19 protein-coding genes and 1 pseudogene are annotated in these 14,947 nt (G+C 64.9%); 9 read left to right on the forward strand and 11 right to left on the reverse strand.

Translation table 11 applies throughout. From position 1 onward, the window contains the following. The first annotated feature begins 85 nt into the window (after positions 1 to 85). Positions 86 to 958, forward strand: a complete 873-nt coding sequence (locus tag EBS_RS06455; RefSeq protein WP_052199364.1) for a GGDEF domain-containing protein — start codon at positions 86 to 88, stop codon at positions 956 to 958. Between the two features lie 230 nt (positions 959 to 1,188). Here EBS_RS06455 and EBS_RS06460 read toward each other — a convergent pair whose 3' ends face one another. The 8 genes and pseudogenes from EBS_RS06460 to EBS_RS06495 form a co-directional block, all read right to left on the reverse strand. Next, positions 1,189 to 1,866 (reverse strand): endonuclease III domain-containing protein, encoded by a 678-nt coding sequence (locus EBS_RS06460; RefSeq protein WP_052199365.1) that lies wholly within the window; start codon positions 1,864 to 1,866, stop codon positions 1,189 to 1,191. Between the two features lie 115 nt (positions 1,867 to 1,981). Further along, positions 1,982 to 2,728 (reverse strand): annotated as a pseudogene (gene rluB / locus EBS_RS06465) (23S rRNA pseudouridine(2605) synthase RluB); the annotation flags it as partial. Further along, positions 2,721 to 3,461: an SMC-Scp complex subunit ScpB gene (gene scpB / locus EBS_RS06470; RefSeq protein WP_070104721.1), complete on the reverse strand. Its 741-nt coding sequence runs from the start codon at positions 3,459 to 3,461 to the stop codon at positions 2,721 to 2,723. The gene scpB and the pseudogene rluB, both read right to left, overlap by 8 nt. Position 3,462: 1 nt before the next feature. Continuing rightward, positions 3,463 to 4,233, reverse strand: coding sequence for a segregation and condensation protein A (locus EBS_RS06475; RefSeq protein WP_052199613.1), 771 nt, complete (start codon positions 4,231 to 4,233; stop codon positions 3,463 to 3,465). A 65-nt stretch (positions 4,234 to 4,298) separates the two neighbouring features. Beyond that, positions 4,299 to 5,513, reverse strand: a complete 1,215-nt coding sequence (locus EBS_RS06480) for a tryptophan--tRNA ligase (RefSeq protein WP_043107867.1) — start codon at positions 5,511 to 5,513, stop codon at positions 4,299 to 4,301. A 20-nt stretch (positions 5,514 to 5,533) separates the two neighbouring features. Then, positions 5,534 to 6,205, reverse strand: coding sequence for a site-2 protease family protein (locus EBS_RS06485; protein ID WP_043107869.1), 672 nt, complete (start codon positions 6,203 to 6,205; stop codon positions 5,534 to 5,536). Between the two features lie 7 nt (positions 6,206 to 6,212). Next, positions 6,213 to 6,839: an L-threonylcarbamoyladenylate synthase gene (locus EBS_RS06490; protein ID WP_043107872.1), complete on the reverse strand. Its 627-nt coding sequence runs from the start codon at positions 6,837 to 6,839 to the stop codon at positions 6,213 to 6,215. A 26-nt stretch (positions 6,840 to 6,865) separates the two neighbouring features. Beyond that, a complete protein-coding gene (locus EBS_RS06495; protein WP_408065667.1) occupies positions 6,866 to 7,666 on the reverse strand; it encodes a PHP domain-containing protein in 801 nt (266 codons plus the stop codon). 200 nt (positions 7,667 to 7,866) lie between these two features. On the opposite strand from EBS_RS06495, the gene EBS_RS06500 reads away from it, so the two are divergent. The 8 genes from EBS_RS06500 (at position 7,867) to EBS_RS06535 (ending at position 12,618) form a co-directional block, all read left to right on the forward strand. Continuing rightward, the gene (locus EBS_RS06500; protein WP_043107873.1) at positions 7,867 to 8,676 is read left to right on the forward strand and encodes a hypothetical protein; all 810 of its coding nucleotides are present in this window, start codon (positions 7,867 to 7,869) and stop codon (positions 8,674 to 8,676) included. Between the two features lie 16 nt (positions 8,677 to 8,692). Continuing rightward, a complete protein-coding gene (locus EBS_RS06505) occupies positions 8,693 to 8,998 on the forward strand; it encodes a heavy-metal-associated domain-containing protein (protein ID WP_043107874.1) in 306 nt (101 codons plus the stop codon). Beyond that, positions 8,995 to 9,399, forward strand: a complete 405-nt coding sequence (locus EBS_RS06510; RefSeq protein ID WP_043107875.1) for a hypothetical protein — start codon at positions 8,995 to 8,997, stop codon at positions 9,397 to 9,399. The genes EBS_RS06505 and EBS_RS06510 overlap by 4 nt, the downstream gene beginning before the upstream one ends. A 140-nt stretch (positions 9,400 to 9,539) precedes the next feature. Beyond that, positions 9,540 to 10,283 (forward strand): hypothetical protein, encoded by a 744-nt coding sequence (locus EBS_RS06515; RefSeq protein WP_043107876.1) that lies wholly within the window; start codon positions 9,540 to 9,542, stop codon positions 10,281 to 10,283. A 4-nt stretch (positions 10,284 to 10,287) separates the two neighbouring features. Further along, complete coding sequence (locus tag EBS_RS06520) at positions 10,288 to 10,848, forward strand: septation protein A (RefSeq protein ID WP_043107877.1); 561 nt, start codon at positions 10,288 to 10,290, stop codon at positions 10,846 to 10,848. Positions 10,849 to 10,850: 2 nt separating this feature from the next. Continuing rightward, positions 10,851 to 11,150 (forward strand): YciI family protein, encoded by a 300-nt coding sequence (locus tag EBS_RS06525; RefSeq protein ID WP_043107879.1) that lies wholly within the window; start codon positions 10,851 to 10,853, stop codon positions 11,148 to 11,150. 11 nt (positions 11,151 to 11,161) lie between these two features. Then, positions 11,162 to 11,977, forward strand: coding sequence for a peptidylprolyl isomerase (locus EBS_RS06530; protein WP_052199367.1), 816 nt, complete (start codon positions 11,162 to 11,164; stop codon positions 11,975 to 11,977). Positions 11,978 to 12,150: 173 nt separating this feature from the next. Continuing rightward, positions 12,151 to 12,618: a DsrE family protein gene (locus EBS_RS06535; RefSeq protein ID WP_043107880.1), complete on the forward strand. Its 468-nt coding sequence runs from the start codon at positions 12,151 to 12,153 to the stop codon at positions 12,616 to 12,618. A gap of 63 nt (positions 12,619 to 12,681) precedes the next feature. On the opposite strand, the gene EBS_RS06540 is transcribed toward EBS_RS06535, so the two are convergent. The 3 genes from EBS_RS06540 to EBS_RS14565 form a co-directional block, all read right to left on the reverse strand. Next, positions 12,682 to 12,972: a hypothetical protein gene (locus EBS_RS06540; protein WP_043107882.1), complete on the reverse strand. Its 291-nt coding sequence runs from the start codon at positions 12,970 to 12,972 to the stop codon at positions 12,682 to 12,684. Positions 12,973 to 13,131: 159 nt separating this feature from the next. Next, positions 13,132 to 14,139 carry an RNA polymerase sigma factor RpoS gene (gene rpoS / locus EBS_RS06545; protein ID WP_043107884.1) on the reverse strand — a complete coding sequence of 336 codons (1,008 nt, stop codon included), beginning with the start codon at positions 14,137 to 14,139 and terminating at the stop codon, positions 13,132 to 13,134. Positions 14,140 to 14,163: 24 nt separating this feature from the next. Then, positions 14,164 to 14,499: a peptidoglycan DD-metalloendopeptidase family protein gene (locus EBS_RS14565; protein WP_052199368.1), complete on the reverse strand. Its 336-nt coding sequence runs from the start codon at positions 14,497 to 14,499 to the stop codon at positions 14,164 to 14,166. Positions 14,500 to 14,947: the final 448 nt, after the last annotated feature.

Raw genomic sequence — 14,947 nt, forward strand, 5'->3', positions numbered from 1 at the left:
TTTCGCTAGCCCTCTGGCGAGAACCACCCCAGCCAGGGATAATGCAATGCACAGCTCGACACAAACAACAACAGGCGGATTTGCAGTGGTCGAAACCCAGCAGATGCACGGTCCGGTGACTCCACCGGCGCCCGAAACCCTCGGTCCCCGGGTGCTCGAGTTGTCCGGCATCCTGCAGACCACACTGGACCTGGAACAACAGATCACCCTGTTCGCGCGCAGCATCCGCGATGATGTGCCGATCGACGGCCTGGAATACGACAACCCCGCAGCCAGGGTGCTGATCCGACACGGCGAGCAGACCACCCACAAGGCCGCCTACGATCTGCAACTGGATGACCGTTCGCTGGGCGTGATCAGCTTCTTCCGTGACCTCCCCTTCAGCGAGGACGAACTGCACACGCTGGAAAACCTGCTGTGCGCCCTGGTCTATCCGTTACGCAACGCCCTGAGCTACCTCGAGGCCCTGCGCCTGGCCTCGCACGACCCGCTCACCGGTATCCAGAACCGGCTGGCCCTGGAACACGCCCTGCAACGCGAGGTCGACCTGGCGCGTCGCCAGCGCGCGACACTGTCGATGCTGGTGATCGACGCAGACCACTTCAAGCGATTCAACGACGAGTACGGTCACGCCTTCGGTGACGACGTGCTGCGCGCCCTGGCCAACGCCATGTCAGCCACCGTGCGCCGTTCGGACCTGCTGTTCCGCTATGGTGGCGAGGAGTTCGTCGTACTGGCCTCGCACGCCGGCCGTGATGGTGCACGCCTTCTGGCCGAGCGCATCCGCGAGGCGGTCGCCGGCATCCGCACCATCGATGGCCAGCCGGTGGATCTCAGCGTGAGCATCGGAGTGGCCGAACTCACCGAGGACGAGTCGCCCGAATCCCTGTTCGAACGCGCCGATCAGGCCGTCTACCAGGCAAAAGAAGCCGGCCGCGACCGCGTCGAACTGGCCTGAGCCAGCCCGGATATTTCATATTTCACCGGCATCCCGATTCCGGCGGTTTTTCACCAGGAAACGCCTGGCAGGAGCAGCGTCCCCGCAGCAAACGGTTCCGTCCAAGGACGCCCCCCTGCGGCAGGAGCGGCGTCTTCGCCGCGAACATTCGGCCCGGGACGGGCCTCCTATCCGTAGGAGCGGCGTCCTCGCCGCGAACCTGCGGCTCGGGGGCAGCTGCAATAGCCGGGTCAGGTGACGCCGACGCGCCCGCAGGCTTCGACCAGCGCACAATCATCACAGCGGGGACGGCGCCGGCACGCCTGCTTGGCATGCTCGACGATCAGGGCGTGGTATTCCTTGAACAGCGCCACATCGGCCGGCAATGCACGCTCGAATCCCGCGCGCAGGGTCTCGTAGTCTTCCGTCCCCTTGGCCAGCCCGTGCCGCACCAGCAGGCGGCGGGTGTAGGCGTCGATCACGAACACCGGGCGATCCAGGGCATAGAGCAGAATGTCATCCGCCGTCTCCGGACCGATGCCGTTGACCGCCAGCAGGGCCGGTCGCAGGGTGGTGGTGGGAAGGCCTGCCAGCGCCTCCAACCCACCCTCGCCCGCCAGGAAAGCACACAGACTCCGCAACCTGCGCGCCTTGACGTTGAAATAGCCAGCGGGCCGAATCCGCTCGGCCAGCTCCTCGTGCGACGCAGCCAGGATGGCCTCGCAGGAGAGCATGCCGGCCCCCTTCAGCCCGGCAATGGCGCGCTCGACATTGGTCCAGGCCGTGTTCTGAGTGAGCACCGCGCCCACCACGACCTCGAAGGGCGAGTCAGCCGGCCACCAGTCCTGAGCGCCATGGGCTGCGCGCAGCCGCTCGTACAACGCGATCAGCGCACCGGACGATGGCGCAAAATCCTCAGTCTTCGGCATCGTCCCCGGTCGCGCGCCGGCGCCGCCAGGGGGTGCCGACCACCTTCTTGCGTCCCCGGGCACGGGCCTCCAGCCACGAGCCGGGCCGGAACAGGGTGCCCCAGGGCCGGTCGGCCTTCATGCCCACCGCCGCCAGCAAGGCCTTGCGCTCGACCCGGTCCAGCTCGCGCCACTGCCCGGCCTTGACCGCGCTGTCGAGGATCACCGGTCCATAGCGCACGCGCTTGAGGCGCGAGACCTGCACACCGACCGCATCCCACAGGCGCCGCACCTCGCGCTTGCGGCCCTCCATGATGACCACGTGGAACCAGCGGTTCATGCCCTCACCGCCGGATTCGACCACGTCCTCGAAGCGCGCCGGGCCGTCTTCCAGCTCGATGCCGTTGACCAGCCGGCGCACCATGTCCTCGGTGACTTCGCCGTGCACCCGCACCGCATACTCGCGGTCGATCTGGTATTTCGGGTGCATCAGGCGATTGGCCAGTTCGCCGTCGTTGGTGAGCAGCAGCAGGCCGGCACTGTTCACGTCGAGCCGCCCGACAGAGATCCAGCGCCCCTGCGGCGGACGCGGCAGACGATCGAACACCGTGGGCCGCCCTTCCGGGTCGTGGCGCGTGACCACCTCGCCCTCGGGCTTGTTGTAGAGGATGACGAAGCGCTCGCGCCCGGCCAGGCGCTTGCCCGCCACCGGTCGGCCGTCGATCTCGATCCGGTCCTCTTCGGTGGCGCGTGCACCCAGTCGGGCGACCCGACCGTTGATGCGCACCCGGCCGTCGCGGATCCACTGTTCAATCTCGCGGCGCGAGCCCAGACCGGCGTTGGCCAGCACCTTCTGCAGACGTTCGCCGCGAGGATCAGGCATCGGGCCCGGTCCCTTGCACGGTCTCTTCCGGGGACGCCTCGTCCATCCCCGTGCCCGCCAGCACCTCGCGTGCGGCCTCTTCGAGGCTCACGTCCTCCCCGGAACCCCCCGAGTCCTTCGCATCGCCGGCCGTATCCGCATCCCCCGTCCCCTTGTCCGCCGGACGGTCGGGATCGTCGAGTTCCAGCTCCCGATTGATCTCGTCGAGGTCGCGAATCTCGGCGAGCGTCGGCAGGTCGTCCAGCGACTTCAGGTTGAAGTAATCCAGGAACTCGCGCGTGGTGCCATACAGCGAGGGTTTGCCCGGCACGTCGCGCTGGCCGACCACGCGGATCCACTCACGCTCGAGCAGGGTGCGGATGATATTGGAACTTACCGACACACCGCGGATGTCCTCGATCTCACCACGGGTGATGGGCTGGCGGTAGGCGATCAGGGCGAGCGTCTCCATCAGGGCGCGCGAATAACGCGCCGGGCGCTCGGCCCACAGGCGCGAGACCCAGGACGAATAGTCCTGGCGCACCTGGATGCGCCAGCCGGAGGCCACCTCCACGACTTCGATGCCCCGACCCTGGTAGTCCTCGGCCAGGCGCGCCAGTACCTCGCGCAACTGCTTCTTCTCGGGTTGTTCGGCCTCGTCGAACAGGGCCTGCATGCCGTCCAGCGACAGGGTGCCGCCGCTCGCCAGCAAGGCCGCCTCGATAATATTCTTCAGCTTCTCGGGGTCTGCCATCTCAGGCCCTCGCCTTGACGTGAATGGGTGCAAAGCTCTCCGCCTGCACCAGTTCGATGAGCTGCTGCTTGATCAGCTCCAGGACCGCCATGAAGGTCACCACCACGCCGGGGCGACCCTCGGCCAGGTCGAACAGGTCGGTGAAGGCGGTAAAGCCTTCGCTGTTCACCTGGTCGAGTACCCGGCTCATGCGTTCGCGCAGGGACAGCGGTTCGCGCTGGATCTGGTGACTGCTGAACATGTCCGCACGGTGCAGCACGTCCTTCAGCGCCAGCAGTACTTCGCGCAGGTCCACTTCCGGCGGCTTCTGCTCGAGCTGCTTGTGCGGCACCTCGACCTTGACGGTGAACACGTCGCGTCCCACCTGCGGCAGCCCGTGGATGTCCTCGGCCGCCTGCTTGTAGCGCTCGTATTCCTGGAGACGACGGATCAGCTCGGCACGCGGATCCTCGCCCTCCTCCTCGTCCTCGGTGTGCACCCGCGGCAGCAGCATGCGCGACTTGATCTCGGCAAGCATGGCGGCCATCACCAGGTACTCTGCCGCCAGCTCGAAGCGCAGCTCGTGCATCATCTCGATGTACTGGATGTACTGCACGGTGATTTCGGCGATGGGGATGTCGAGGATGTCCAGGTTCTGCCGGCGGATCAGGTACAGCAGCAGGTCCAGCGGCCCCTCGAAGGCGTCGAGAAAGACCTCGAGGGCATCCGGTGGGATGTACAGATCCTTGGGCAGGGTGTACTGCGGCTCGCCGGCGACCACCGCGAACGGCATCTCCTGCTGCTGCGGCTGCGGCGGGCCGACGAAAGCCGGCTTTTCGTTGCTTTCGGTCTGCGTGTTCAATAGTCCAGCGACATCGCGTGCCGCACCTCGTCCATGGTCTCGCGCGCCACCTCGCGCGCGGTTTCACAACCTTCGTTGATGATGTTCTGCACCACCTCGGGCTGTTCCTCGTATTCGCGCGCCCGCTCCTGGATGGGCTTGAGCTCGGCCAGCACCGCGTCGATCACCGGCTGCTTGCACTCCAGGCAGCCGATGCCCGCCGAGCGACAGCCCTCCTGCACCCATTCCTGGGTACGCTCGTCCGAGTACACCAGGTGGAATTGCCAGACAGGGCACTTTTCGGGCTCACCCGGATCGCTGCGCCGCACCCGCGCCGGGTCGGTAGGCATGGTGCGCAACTGCTGTTCGACCTTGGCCGGCGGCGCGGACAGCGAAATGGTGTTGCCGTAGGACTTGGACATCTTGTGTCCGTCCAGCCCCGGCATCTTCGAGGCGCGGGTGAGCAAGGGCTGTGGCTCGGGCAGTATCACCTTGCCGCCACCCTCCAGGTAACCAAACAGGCGATCACGGTCGGCCACGCCGATATTCTGCTGTGCTTCGAGCAGGGCGTGCGCTGCGGCCAGGGCCTCGTCGTCACCCTGCTCCTGCCAGGCCCTGCGATAGTTGTTGAACAGCTTCGCCGCCTTCTTGCCTATCTTCTTGATGGCCTGCTCGGCCTTCTGCTCGAAGTCCGTCTCGCGTCCGTAGATGTGGTTGAAGCGCCGCGCCACCTCGCGGGTCAGCTCGACGTGCGCCACCTGGTCCTCACCTACCGGCACCAGGCCTGCGCGGTACACCAGGATGTCGGCCGACTGCAGCAAGGGGTAACCGAGGAAGCCGTAGGTGGACAGGTCCTTTTCCTTGAGCTTCTCCTGCTGATCCTTGTAGCTGGGCACCCGCTCCAGCCAGCTCAGCGGCGTGATCATCGACAGCAGCAGGTGCAGCTCGGCGTGCTCGGGCACCCGCGACTGGACGAACAGGGTCGCCTCCTTGGGATTGACCCCGGCGGCCAGCCAGTCGATGACCATGTCCCAGGTGGACTGCGGGATGGCGGACGGGTCGTCGTAATGGGTGGTCAGGGCGTGCCAGTCGGCAACGAAGAAGAAGCACTGGTACTCGTGTTGCAGTTCGACCCAGTTCTTCAATACCCCGTGATAGTGTCCCAGGTGAAGGCGTCCGGTCGGGCGCATACCCGAGAGGACCCGTGCGTGTTGTGCGGCTACGGCGTTCAAGACATCTCCTCGATCAAGATTCAGAGCAGGGCCACGCCCAGCAACAGTTTGTACAGACTGAAGACCATCGGCACCAGTGCCGACCCCAGCCAGCCGCTGAGCAACAGCACCAGCAGGATCACCAGTCCCCAGGGTTCGAGCCGGGCATAGCGGTGTGCCAGCGACAGCGGCAACAGCGAGGTCACCACCCGACTGCCGTCCAGCGGCGGGATGGGCAGCAGGTTGAGCACCATCAGGAACAGGTTGATGAGCACCCCGAAGGCCCCGGCCTGCATCAGGAACACACCGGGCCCGGGGAACTGGCTGCCAATGTAAGGCGCCAAGGCCACCACACCGACCCACAGCAGGGCCATCACCAGGTTGGCGCCCGGGCCGGCAGCGGCGACCAGCGCCATGTCGCGCCGAGGGTGATTCAGGCGCGCGGCGTCCACCGGTACCGGCTTGGCATAACCGAAAAGAAAACCCACGCCTCCGACCAGAGTGGACAGGGTATAGAGTCCCAGCGGCAGCAGGATGGTGCCTATCAGGTCGATGTGAGGAATGGGATTGAAGGTGATCCGCCCGAGCTCGCGCGCGGTCGGGTCACCCAGCTTGTCGGCCACCCAGCCGTGCGCGGCCTCGTGCACCGTGACCGCAAAGATCAACGGCAGCAGCATCACCGACAGTTGCTGTATCAGGCTCAGTTCCTGCATCGGGCGATTATACCGGCTCGAACAGGGAGACATCGCCCCGGCCCACGCGCACCACCTGCGGCTGGTCGTCCTCGAAGGCGATCACGCTGGTCGGCTCGTAACCGCAGTAACCACCGTCGATGATCAGATCCACTGCATGACCGATGAGGTCGCGCATCTCGTAGGGGTCCATCATGGGCAACTCCTCGCCGGGCAGGATCAGGGTGCTGGAGAGCAGCGGCTCCCCCAGCTCCTCGCACAGGGCCAGCGCGATGCGATTGTCAGGAATGCGGATACCGATGGTCTTGCGCTTGGCATGCATCAGGCGCTTGGGCACCTGTTTGGTGGCCGGCAGGATGAAGGTGTAGGGGCCGGGCGTGAGGTGCTTGATCCAGCGGTGCGCCTGGTTGCCCATCTTGGTGTAGGCCGACAGCTCCGAAAGGCTGCGTCCGACCAGGGTGAAATTGTGTCGCTCGTCGAGCCGGCGAATCTCGCGGATGCGGTCCATGGCCCGCTTGTCGCCCAGGTGTGCCCCCAGCGCATAGCTGGAGTCAGAGGGATAGACGATCACCCCACCGCCACGCACGATTTCCACCGCCTGGCGGACCAGGCGGGCCTGCGGATTGTCCGGGTGAATCTGGAAGAACTGCGACATCACAAAATCCGTAGCGGGAAGAGCCGTCATACGGCGACAGATGGGGCAGCCGATGCAGTATTCAAGGACCAGTCATGCCACACCGGGCACAGCCCGGCAGGCAACTCGGGCAGGCGCCCCAGCTCGATCCAGGGATTTTCAGGGCCGTGGTAGTCCGACCCGGCCGAGGCGAGCAGACCGGTGTCGCGCGCGTGCGCGGCCATGGTGAACACCTCGTCGCGGGTGTGGCTGCCGGAAATCACCTCCATGGCTTCGCCGCCAGCCTCGCGGAACTCGCCGATCAGCCGTCGCAGCTTGCTGCGGGTTAACCCGTAACGCGCCGGGTGGGCAATCACCGCACGCCCACCGGCAGCGCGGATCCAGCCGATCGCCTCGGCAAGATCCGCCCATTCGCCCGGGACATGCCCCGGCTTGCCGCTCACCAGGAAACGCCTGAACACCTCGCGGGTAGTCTCCGCGTACCCCGCCTCGACCAGGGCGCGCGCAAAATGGGTGCGGCTGATCAGGCGCCCGTTGGAGTGCGCGCGGGCCTGCTCGAACAACCCAGGGTAACCAGCACGCTCGAGCCGGCGACCGATCTCCTCGGCACGCCAGTCGCGAAAACGGCGCAACCCGGCCAGTCCCTGTTGCAACTCGGCATTCCCGGCATCCACCCGCAAGCCGACGATGTGCACCGTGCGCCCGCCCCAGGTAACCGAGATCTCCACCCCCGGCACAAAACGCATTCCCCGCCGCGCCGCCTCGGCAGCCGCCTCTTCCAGCCCCTCGAGGGTGTCGTGGTCGGTCAGCGCCAACGCATGCACCCCGGCGGCCTGTGCGCGCGCCACCAGTTCGGCCGCGGCGGAAGGGTACCGTCCGAGGCAGTGGAATGAGTGTGCAGATCGGGCATCGTGGACATCCGATCATCATACCAGTGTCGCACCACCAGCGGCGTGCAATTCCTGCCGCCGGAACAAGGAGAAAAAACCGCTTGATCTGGAGTCGACTCCAGGTTCTAGACTAGGCTTTTCCACCAGGGAAAACCGCCATGCACAGACGTCAACTCATCGCCCTCCTGGCCTCGGCAGCTCTGCTGCTGCCAGTCTCCGCGTCAGCTCATGACCCCATCTTCGGCCTGGGGCCCCATGTCTTGTACAAGGGCGGGATCGAGACCGCCCTGGAATGGGAGGCCGCAAAGGCCGGCCGGGAACGACAACAGGCACTGACCCTCGAGCTGACCCACGGCCTCACCGGCGACTGGGCAGTGGGTCTGGACCTGCCCTATCGCTTCGTGGACGACGGCAGCGCGCAGCGACAGGGACTCGGCGACCTGGCCCTGTTCACCAAGTACCGTTTCTGGCGGGCCGATTCGCTGGCCCTGCAACGCTCGGCAGCAGTCGCCCTGAAGATCGTTACCGACAGTGCCCGGGACGGGCTGGACAAGGGCGCCACCGATGTCATCACCGGCCTGAGCTACGGCCACGAGGGACGGCGCTGGTACGGCTGGGCCAGCGCCCGCTATCGCTACAACGGCGAGGACGGCAACGGCCTGAAACGCGGTGACCGCTGGCTGCTGGACCTGGTCGGCGGCATCCGTCCCGAGCCGCGCGGCTATCTCGAGACCGACACGGTCTGGCTGCTGGAGCTGAACACCGAGATCGGTCGGCATGCGCAACGCCGCGGCATCTCCCTGCCCGACACCGGCGGAACCGAGGTCTTTCTCTCTCCCGGCATCTTCTGGACCTGGCGCAACTTTGCCATCAAGGCCGGTGTCCAGGTTCCTGTATACGAAGATCTCCACGGCCATCAGGACCAATCCGACTACCGATTCCGCCTGACCTTCGAAAATCATTTCTGAGCACGAGGACTCCACCATGCAACGCCTGTCACTCCTCCTGATCCTGCTGTTTCTCGCCAGCGCCCCCTGGGCAGGCGGTACCCGCTATGAAATGCGGGTCGATGGCCTGGCCTGTCCCTTCTGCGCCTACGGCGTCGAGAAAAAACTGAAGGCGATCGAGGGCACCCGCAACATCGAAGTGGACCTCGACCACGGTATCGTGAAGGTCGATATGGCCGAGGGCCGGGAACTCACCGAGGAGCAGATGCGCCAGCTGTTCCACGACGCCGGCTTTACCTATCGCAGCATGAAGAAACTGCCGATCGCGGAGAATGGGGAATGAAGGAGCCAGCCATCGATACCCGCACCCGGGGGGTCATCTGGCTGACCCTGTTCTCGACCACCGGCACCCTGCTGTGCTGCGCCCTGCCCATCCTGCTGGTGACCCTGGGTCTGGGCGGCGCTGTGGTCGCCCTGACCGGGGACTTTCCCTTTCTCATCCCCCTGACCCAGCACAAGGCCTGGATCTTCACCCTGTCGGGACTGATGCTGCTGGTCTCCGGCTGCCTGCTGTATCGACCGGGACAGGAGTGCCCGACCGACCCCGTACTGGGTACAGCCTGTAGTCGGGCGATGCGCTGGAATCGACGCATCCACGGGGTCTCGGTGGCGATCTGGGGTGTTGGCTTCGTCGCCGCCTACCTGGCCTTGCCGTTGCGGATCTGGCTGGAAGGACGCCCGTGAGCCTGCGTATCGAGGTCTTTACCGTCCCCGGCTGCGCCACCTTTGCCGCGACAGCGCCGACGGCTGCCCCATCATCGAAGACCTGGACCGCCCGGCCCCGCCGAATGCCGCGGACTGATCCCGGTGTTACACTCGATGGCATGAAAAACCTTCCCGTGGACATCGCCTACCTTTACGAGGTGTTTCGGGAGCAGGCGGAGCGTCTGCTCGAGCACCTCCAGACGCAACCGGCCGGATCACCGGAACAGGATGATCCGCAACGCCTGATCGGCGCCATGAGCGATCTGTGCAAGATCCTGCGCAAGGCCGAGGCATGCCAGGCCGGCGAATCTACCGAGACGGCCTGCCAGCCCGAGGAACTCGAGGCGCTGGGCAACTTCGGGTTGCAACTGCTCAACGACCTGAGCGAACAGGCCGCCGAGGCCGAACTGGCCGACTGCGCGCGCGAGCTGGAAAACCTTTGCCTGCCGCTGGGGGTATGGATCGCCCGCCGCGGTGTGGAAATCCAGCAACTGGCGCCAGTAGTCAACGCGCTGGCCTGGTATGCCAACCAGACACGCTCGCCCGAGGACATGCAAGTGCTCTATGGACTGGCCACCGAGATCGTGGAGGCAGTCAGCCCGCACCTCAGCGAAATCGGCACCCGTGATCTGCACCCTTGGCGCCTGCTGCTGATCAACCGCGCCATCGTGGCCACCCGTACCCATCGTCCCAGCCTGATGGAACCGGCCTTCACCGCCATCGTCGAACAACTGCCCGAGGACGCCCCGCGCTTCTTCGCCGAGGGCATGCAGCAGATGGACCGCGTGGGCTATCCCGAGCCGGTGCGCCAGGTGATGCGCCGCTTCCACGCCCTGTTCAGCGAAAAGCACACCCTGCATTGATTTCATGAAACTGCTGTCCGACCTGTTCCCGCTGCTGCTGTTCTTCATCGCCTACCAGCACTACGACATCTATGTCGCCACTCAGGTCCTGATGGGCACCATGGCGCTGCAACTGGTGGTGATGAAGCTTGCCGGCCGCCGCATCGAAACCATGCACTGGATCACCCTGGCGCTGGTGCTGGGCTTTGGCGCGCTCACCCTGGGGCTGCGTGACCCTCGTTTCATTATGTGGAAGCCGACCATCGTCAACTGGCTGTTCGCCGCTGCCCTGCTGTTTTCCGAATGGTTCATGGACAAGGGACTGCTGCGGCGCCTGTTCGAGAAGCTGGGCGACTTCCCTCAGGCTGTACTCAGGAATCTCAACCGCGCCTGGGTGATCTTTCTCGTCGGCGAAGGCCTGCTCAACCTGTACGTGGCCTACAACTACCCGGAATCGACCTGGGTGAACTTCAAGCTGTTTGGCCTGACCGGCCTGAGCCTGGTGTTCATCCTCGGCCAGAGCCTGTACCTGGCGCGCCACATGCCCCGCGAATCCGAAGTCCCTGTCTCCCGAGAGGATGGATGAAAATGCTGTACGCCATTATTGCCACCGATGTCGAGAACAGCCTACAGCAACGCCTGCAGGCGCGGCCGGCACACCTGGAACGCCTCAAGGCACTGGCCCAACAGGGCCGGCTGGTGCTGGCCGGCCCGCACCCTCCCGTCGAAGCCGAAGATCCCGGCGAGGCCGGTTTCAGCGGCAGCCTGATCGTGGCGGAGTTCGACAGCCTGGACTCTGCCCGCGCCTGGGCGGAAGCCGACCCTTACGTCGAAGCCGGCGTCTATGCCGACGTCGTCGTCAAACCGTTCAAGAAAGTCCTGCCCTGAGGAAACAAACCATGACAATCCAACGACTCGTTCCTCTGCTGGCCCTGATCCCCGCCCTCGCCCTGGCCGAAGGGAAGCCGCAGTCCACCACACCGACCGGCGTCCAGCCGCTGGTGAAGATCGACGATTTCACCGTCACCAACCTGCACTACTCGGTGTTCGCCGCGCAGCAGGGCAAGCCCTTGTCGCAGGACCGTGAACAGCAGATCCGCCTGCTCAACGAACTGGTCAACACCTTCATGGTCGCCCGCTCACCACGCGGGCAGGAACTGGCCGCCACCGACGAGGTCAAGGCCGCGCTGGAAGTCACTCAGGCACGAGTCATCGCCCGCGCAGTGATCGGCGACATGATGGAGACCGCCCCGGTCAGCGATACCGAGATCCAGGCCGCCTACGAGAAGCAGTACGGCAAGGGCGAACGCCACGAATACAAGGCACGGCACATCCTGGTCAAGACCGAGGACGAGGCCAAGGCGATTATCGCCGAGCTGGACAAGGGTGCCGATTTCGCCAAGCTGGCGCGCGAGAAGTCCACCGGCCCCTCCGGGCGGATGGGCGGCGACCTGGGCTGGTTCTCGGCCGACAGCATGGTCAAGCCCTTTGCCGAGGCCGTCGCCGGGCTCAAGGATGGCGAGTACAGCAAGAAACCGGTAGAGACCCGCTTCGGCTGGCACGTCATTCTGCGCGAGAAATCCCGCACCCTGCCCCAGCCCAAGCTGTCGGACGTGAAGGACGAACTGATCAAGCAGATCCGCACCCGCAAGCTGACCGAGTATATCCGCGGCCTGCGCGACAAGATGAACATCGAGGTAATAGGTTCGGAGTAGAAGAGCGGAACCAGCACTGCCAAAAGGCCCGGAAGGACCGCCAGTCCCGCTAACCGGCGGGGCTGGCGCCACCTGACCCTGGTCATTGGCCAAACCCCGCCCGGGCGATCAAGGAACAATCGCACGGCGCGGACGTCTTCACACGAGGAAGCATTCATCCACCGGAGTTCTCCATGCCCCAGCAGAGCCGACGCAATCTGCTCAAGTGGCTGACCGCTGCCGGCGCGGCACTGGTCGGCTCACGTGCGAGCGCAGATCACTCATCCACCCATTTCGGAGAGTCCTCACACAAGGTCGTGTATCAGTGCAACAAGGCGGACAACGACTACCTGGCCGCCATCCTGTTCTCAGTGGGCGAACTGGTGCGCAAGTATGGCGACGACGTGGAGATCGTGGTCTCGGTCTTCGGCCCGGGTATCCACCTGCTGGCCAAGCGGCCACGCCGCGCCATCCGTCCTGAACTCCAGGAACACGCCAGCTCCCTGGCCATGTACGGCGTGACCTTCCATGCCTGCGGCAACACCCTGAAGGGCCTGAATTGGACGGAAGACGACCTGCTGCCCTTCGCCACCATGGTGCCGATCGGTGCCGAGGACCTGATGCTGCTGCAGGAACAAGGTTATACCTACATCTCCTGGTAGGCGTTCAGCGATTTCCCGCCTTGCCTCTCCCGCGCACCGGGAGAGGATCTGATCAGAGGCTTCTTATTCTTCGTCGTCGCGCCGCAGGCGGGCAATGTTGTTGATGGGCACCACTTCGGCGGCCGGTTTCTCGTCGGCATAGTAGGGCTTTTCCACCGGGATGCCGGCAGCATCGGCCAGTTCGCGCTCGCGTGCCGAGATCAGGCCCAGGCAGGCACGGATGTCCTGGATGGTCTGATCGGACAGGGGGTGTTTCATCGCCTTGCTCGGCGGCGTGGTGTCCTTGATGATCTGCGCCAGGACCTTGCGCATCACCATCATGATCTCGCGTTCTTTGCGGTTGTCGTCGCTCATGCCGTACCTCCAGGGTTTCGATGCGGCTAGCATAGAGGAAACGGCCACTCATTGACCACGCCCACCACCGGGTAGCTGGCAGATACGGCACCAGGAAATTTCTGACCAGGTCCCTCCCCCATGCGTGGAGGCAGGACAAGAGCCTTTATCAGCGATCCCCTAGTCGTTGAACACGTTCTCCACGTTGTAGCCCTCGTGCTCCAGGATGCTGCGCAGGCACTTGAGCGCGTCCATCTGGATCTGTCGCACCCGTTCACGGGTCACGCCCAGTTCCTTCGCCACCTGTTCGAGCGTGGCATTCTCGTAGCCATGCAGGCCGAAGCGGCGCTCGACCACCTCGCGCTGCTTGTCGTTGAGCCTGGCCAGCCATTCATCGAGGTGAGCGTTGATGTCGTCGGCCTGGAGCCAGGTGGTGGGATCGGAGGCCTTCTCGTCGGCAATGGTGTCGAGCAGCGGCTTGTCAGCGTCCTTGCCGTAAGGGGTGTCCACCGAGGTAGTGCGCTCGTTCAACCCAAGCAGGCGCTTCACGTCGTCGATCGGCTTGTCGAGCAGGTCCGCGATCTCTTCGGCGGTGGGCTCGTGATCCAGGCTCTGCGCCAGTTTCCGTGCCGCACGCATGTAGGCGTTGATCTCCTTGACCACGTGGATAGGCAGGCGGATGGTGCGCGTCTGGTTCATGATGGCGCGCTCGATGGTTTGGCGTATCCACCAGGTCGCGTACGTGGAGAAGCGGAAGCCGCGCTCGGGATCGAACTTTTCGACCGCGCGAATCAGGCCAAGATTGCCCTCCTCGATCAGGTCCAGCAGGGCCAGGCCGCGATTCATGTAGCGCCGGGCAATCTTTACCACCAGGCGCAGATTGCATTCGATCATCTTGCGCCGCGCTGCCTCGTCGCCCTTTTGCGCCAGCCGCGAGTAATAGACCTCTTCTTCAGCAGTCAGCAACTTGGAAGCACCGATCTCGTTGAGATAGAGCCGCGTGGCGTCGAGCTGGCTATCGGGTACCACCCCGGCCTCGAAGGCCTTGTTGGCCTCCTCGTCGACCACCATGGGAGGAGGCACGATCGGATCGGCGACATCCTCGGTTGCCGCCTCGGCGGTGAGGACTGGATCGTCCACGAGAGATTCATCGGCCTTAGAGGTCTTGGCAGCTTTCTTCCGTGGCATCCTCGTTCACCTCCAGTCGGTGGTTCATCGATGCGGCAGGAGCTTCAGCGGGTCGACCGGCTTGCCATCTCTCCTGATTTCAAAATGCAGCAAGGGACGCCCATCGTTCGCCCTGCCCATTTCCGCAATCTTCTGTCCTTTGGTCACGCGCTGGTCTTGTCTGACCAGCAGCTTCCTGTTGTGTCCATAGGCACTCAGGTAATTCTCATTATGCTTGATGATAATAAGCCGACCGTAACCGATCAGTCCACTGCCGCTGTAGACTACCTTGCCTCCTTCAGCGGCGAGCACCGGCTCTCCCTCGCGACCCGCGATCTTGATGCCCTTGCGCAGGGGATCGCCGGCCTTCCAGGTGGCCACCAGCCGTCCCCTGGCAGGCCACTTCCAACGCAGGGAACGCGGCTTTTGAGTGACTCGACGCGCGGGCCTGGCCGCCGTACCGGCGCGGGCCCTGGCGGGCTGGGAAGACCTCGCTGCCGTCCTCGGCCGCGACGCGGAAGACGCCGTGTGACTGGCGCGAGTGACCTGCGGCGAGGCCTTGCTGTGCGGGACAACCGGGGGCCGCAGCCGGATCAACTGTCCTGGGTAGATCACGTAAGGCGACCGGATGCCGTTCCAGCGCGCGAGCGAACGAAAATCCAGGTTGGCGCGCCAGGCGATGGAATAGAGGGTATCGCCACGCCGAACCCGGTACTGGCTGGCCTTGAGCTTGCGAGGCCCAGCCACGGACGGTGCCGGCGCGGGACGGTGCACGCGGGAAGCGGCAGGGGGTGAGGCGACGCCCCGTGTCTCCATCGGCGCACGCCAG

This window comes from endosymbiont of unidentified scaly snail isolate Monju, from assembly GCF_000801295.1.
Lineage (GTDB): Bacteria > Pseudomonadota > Gammaproteobacteria > Chromatiales > Chromatiaceae > MONJU.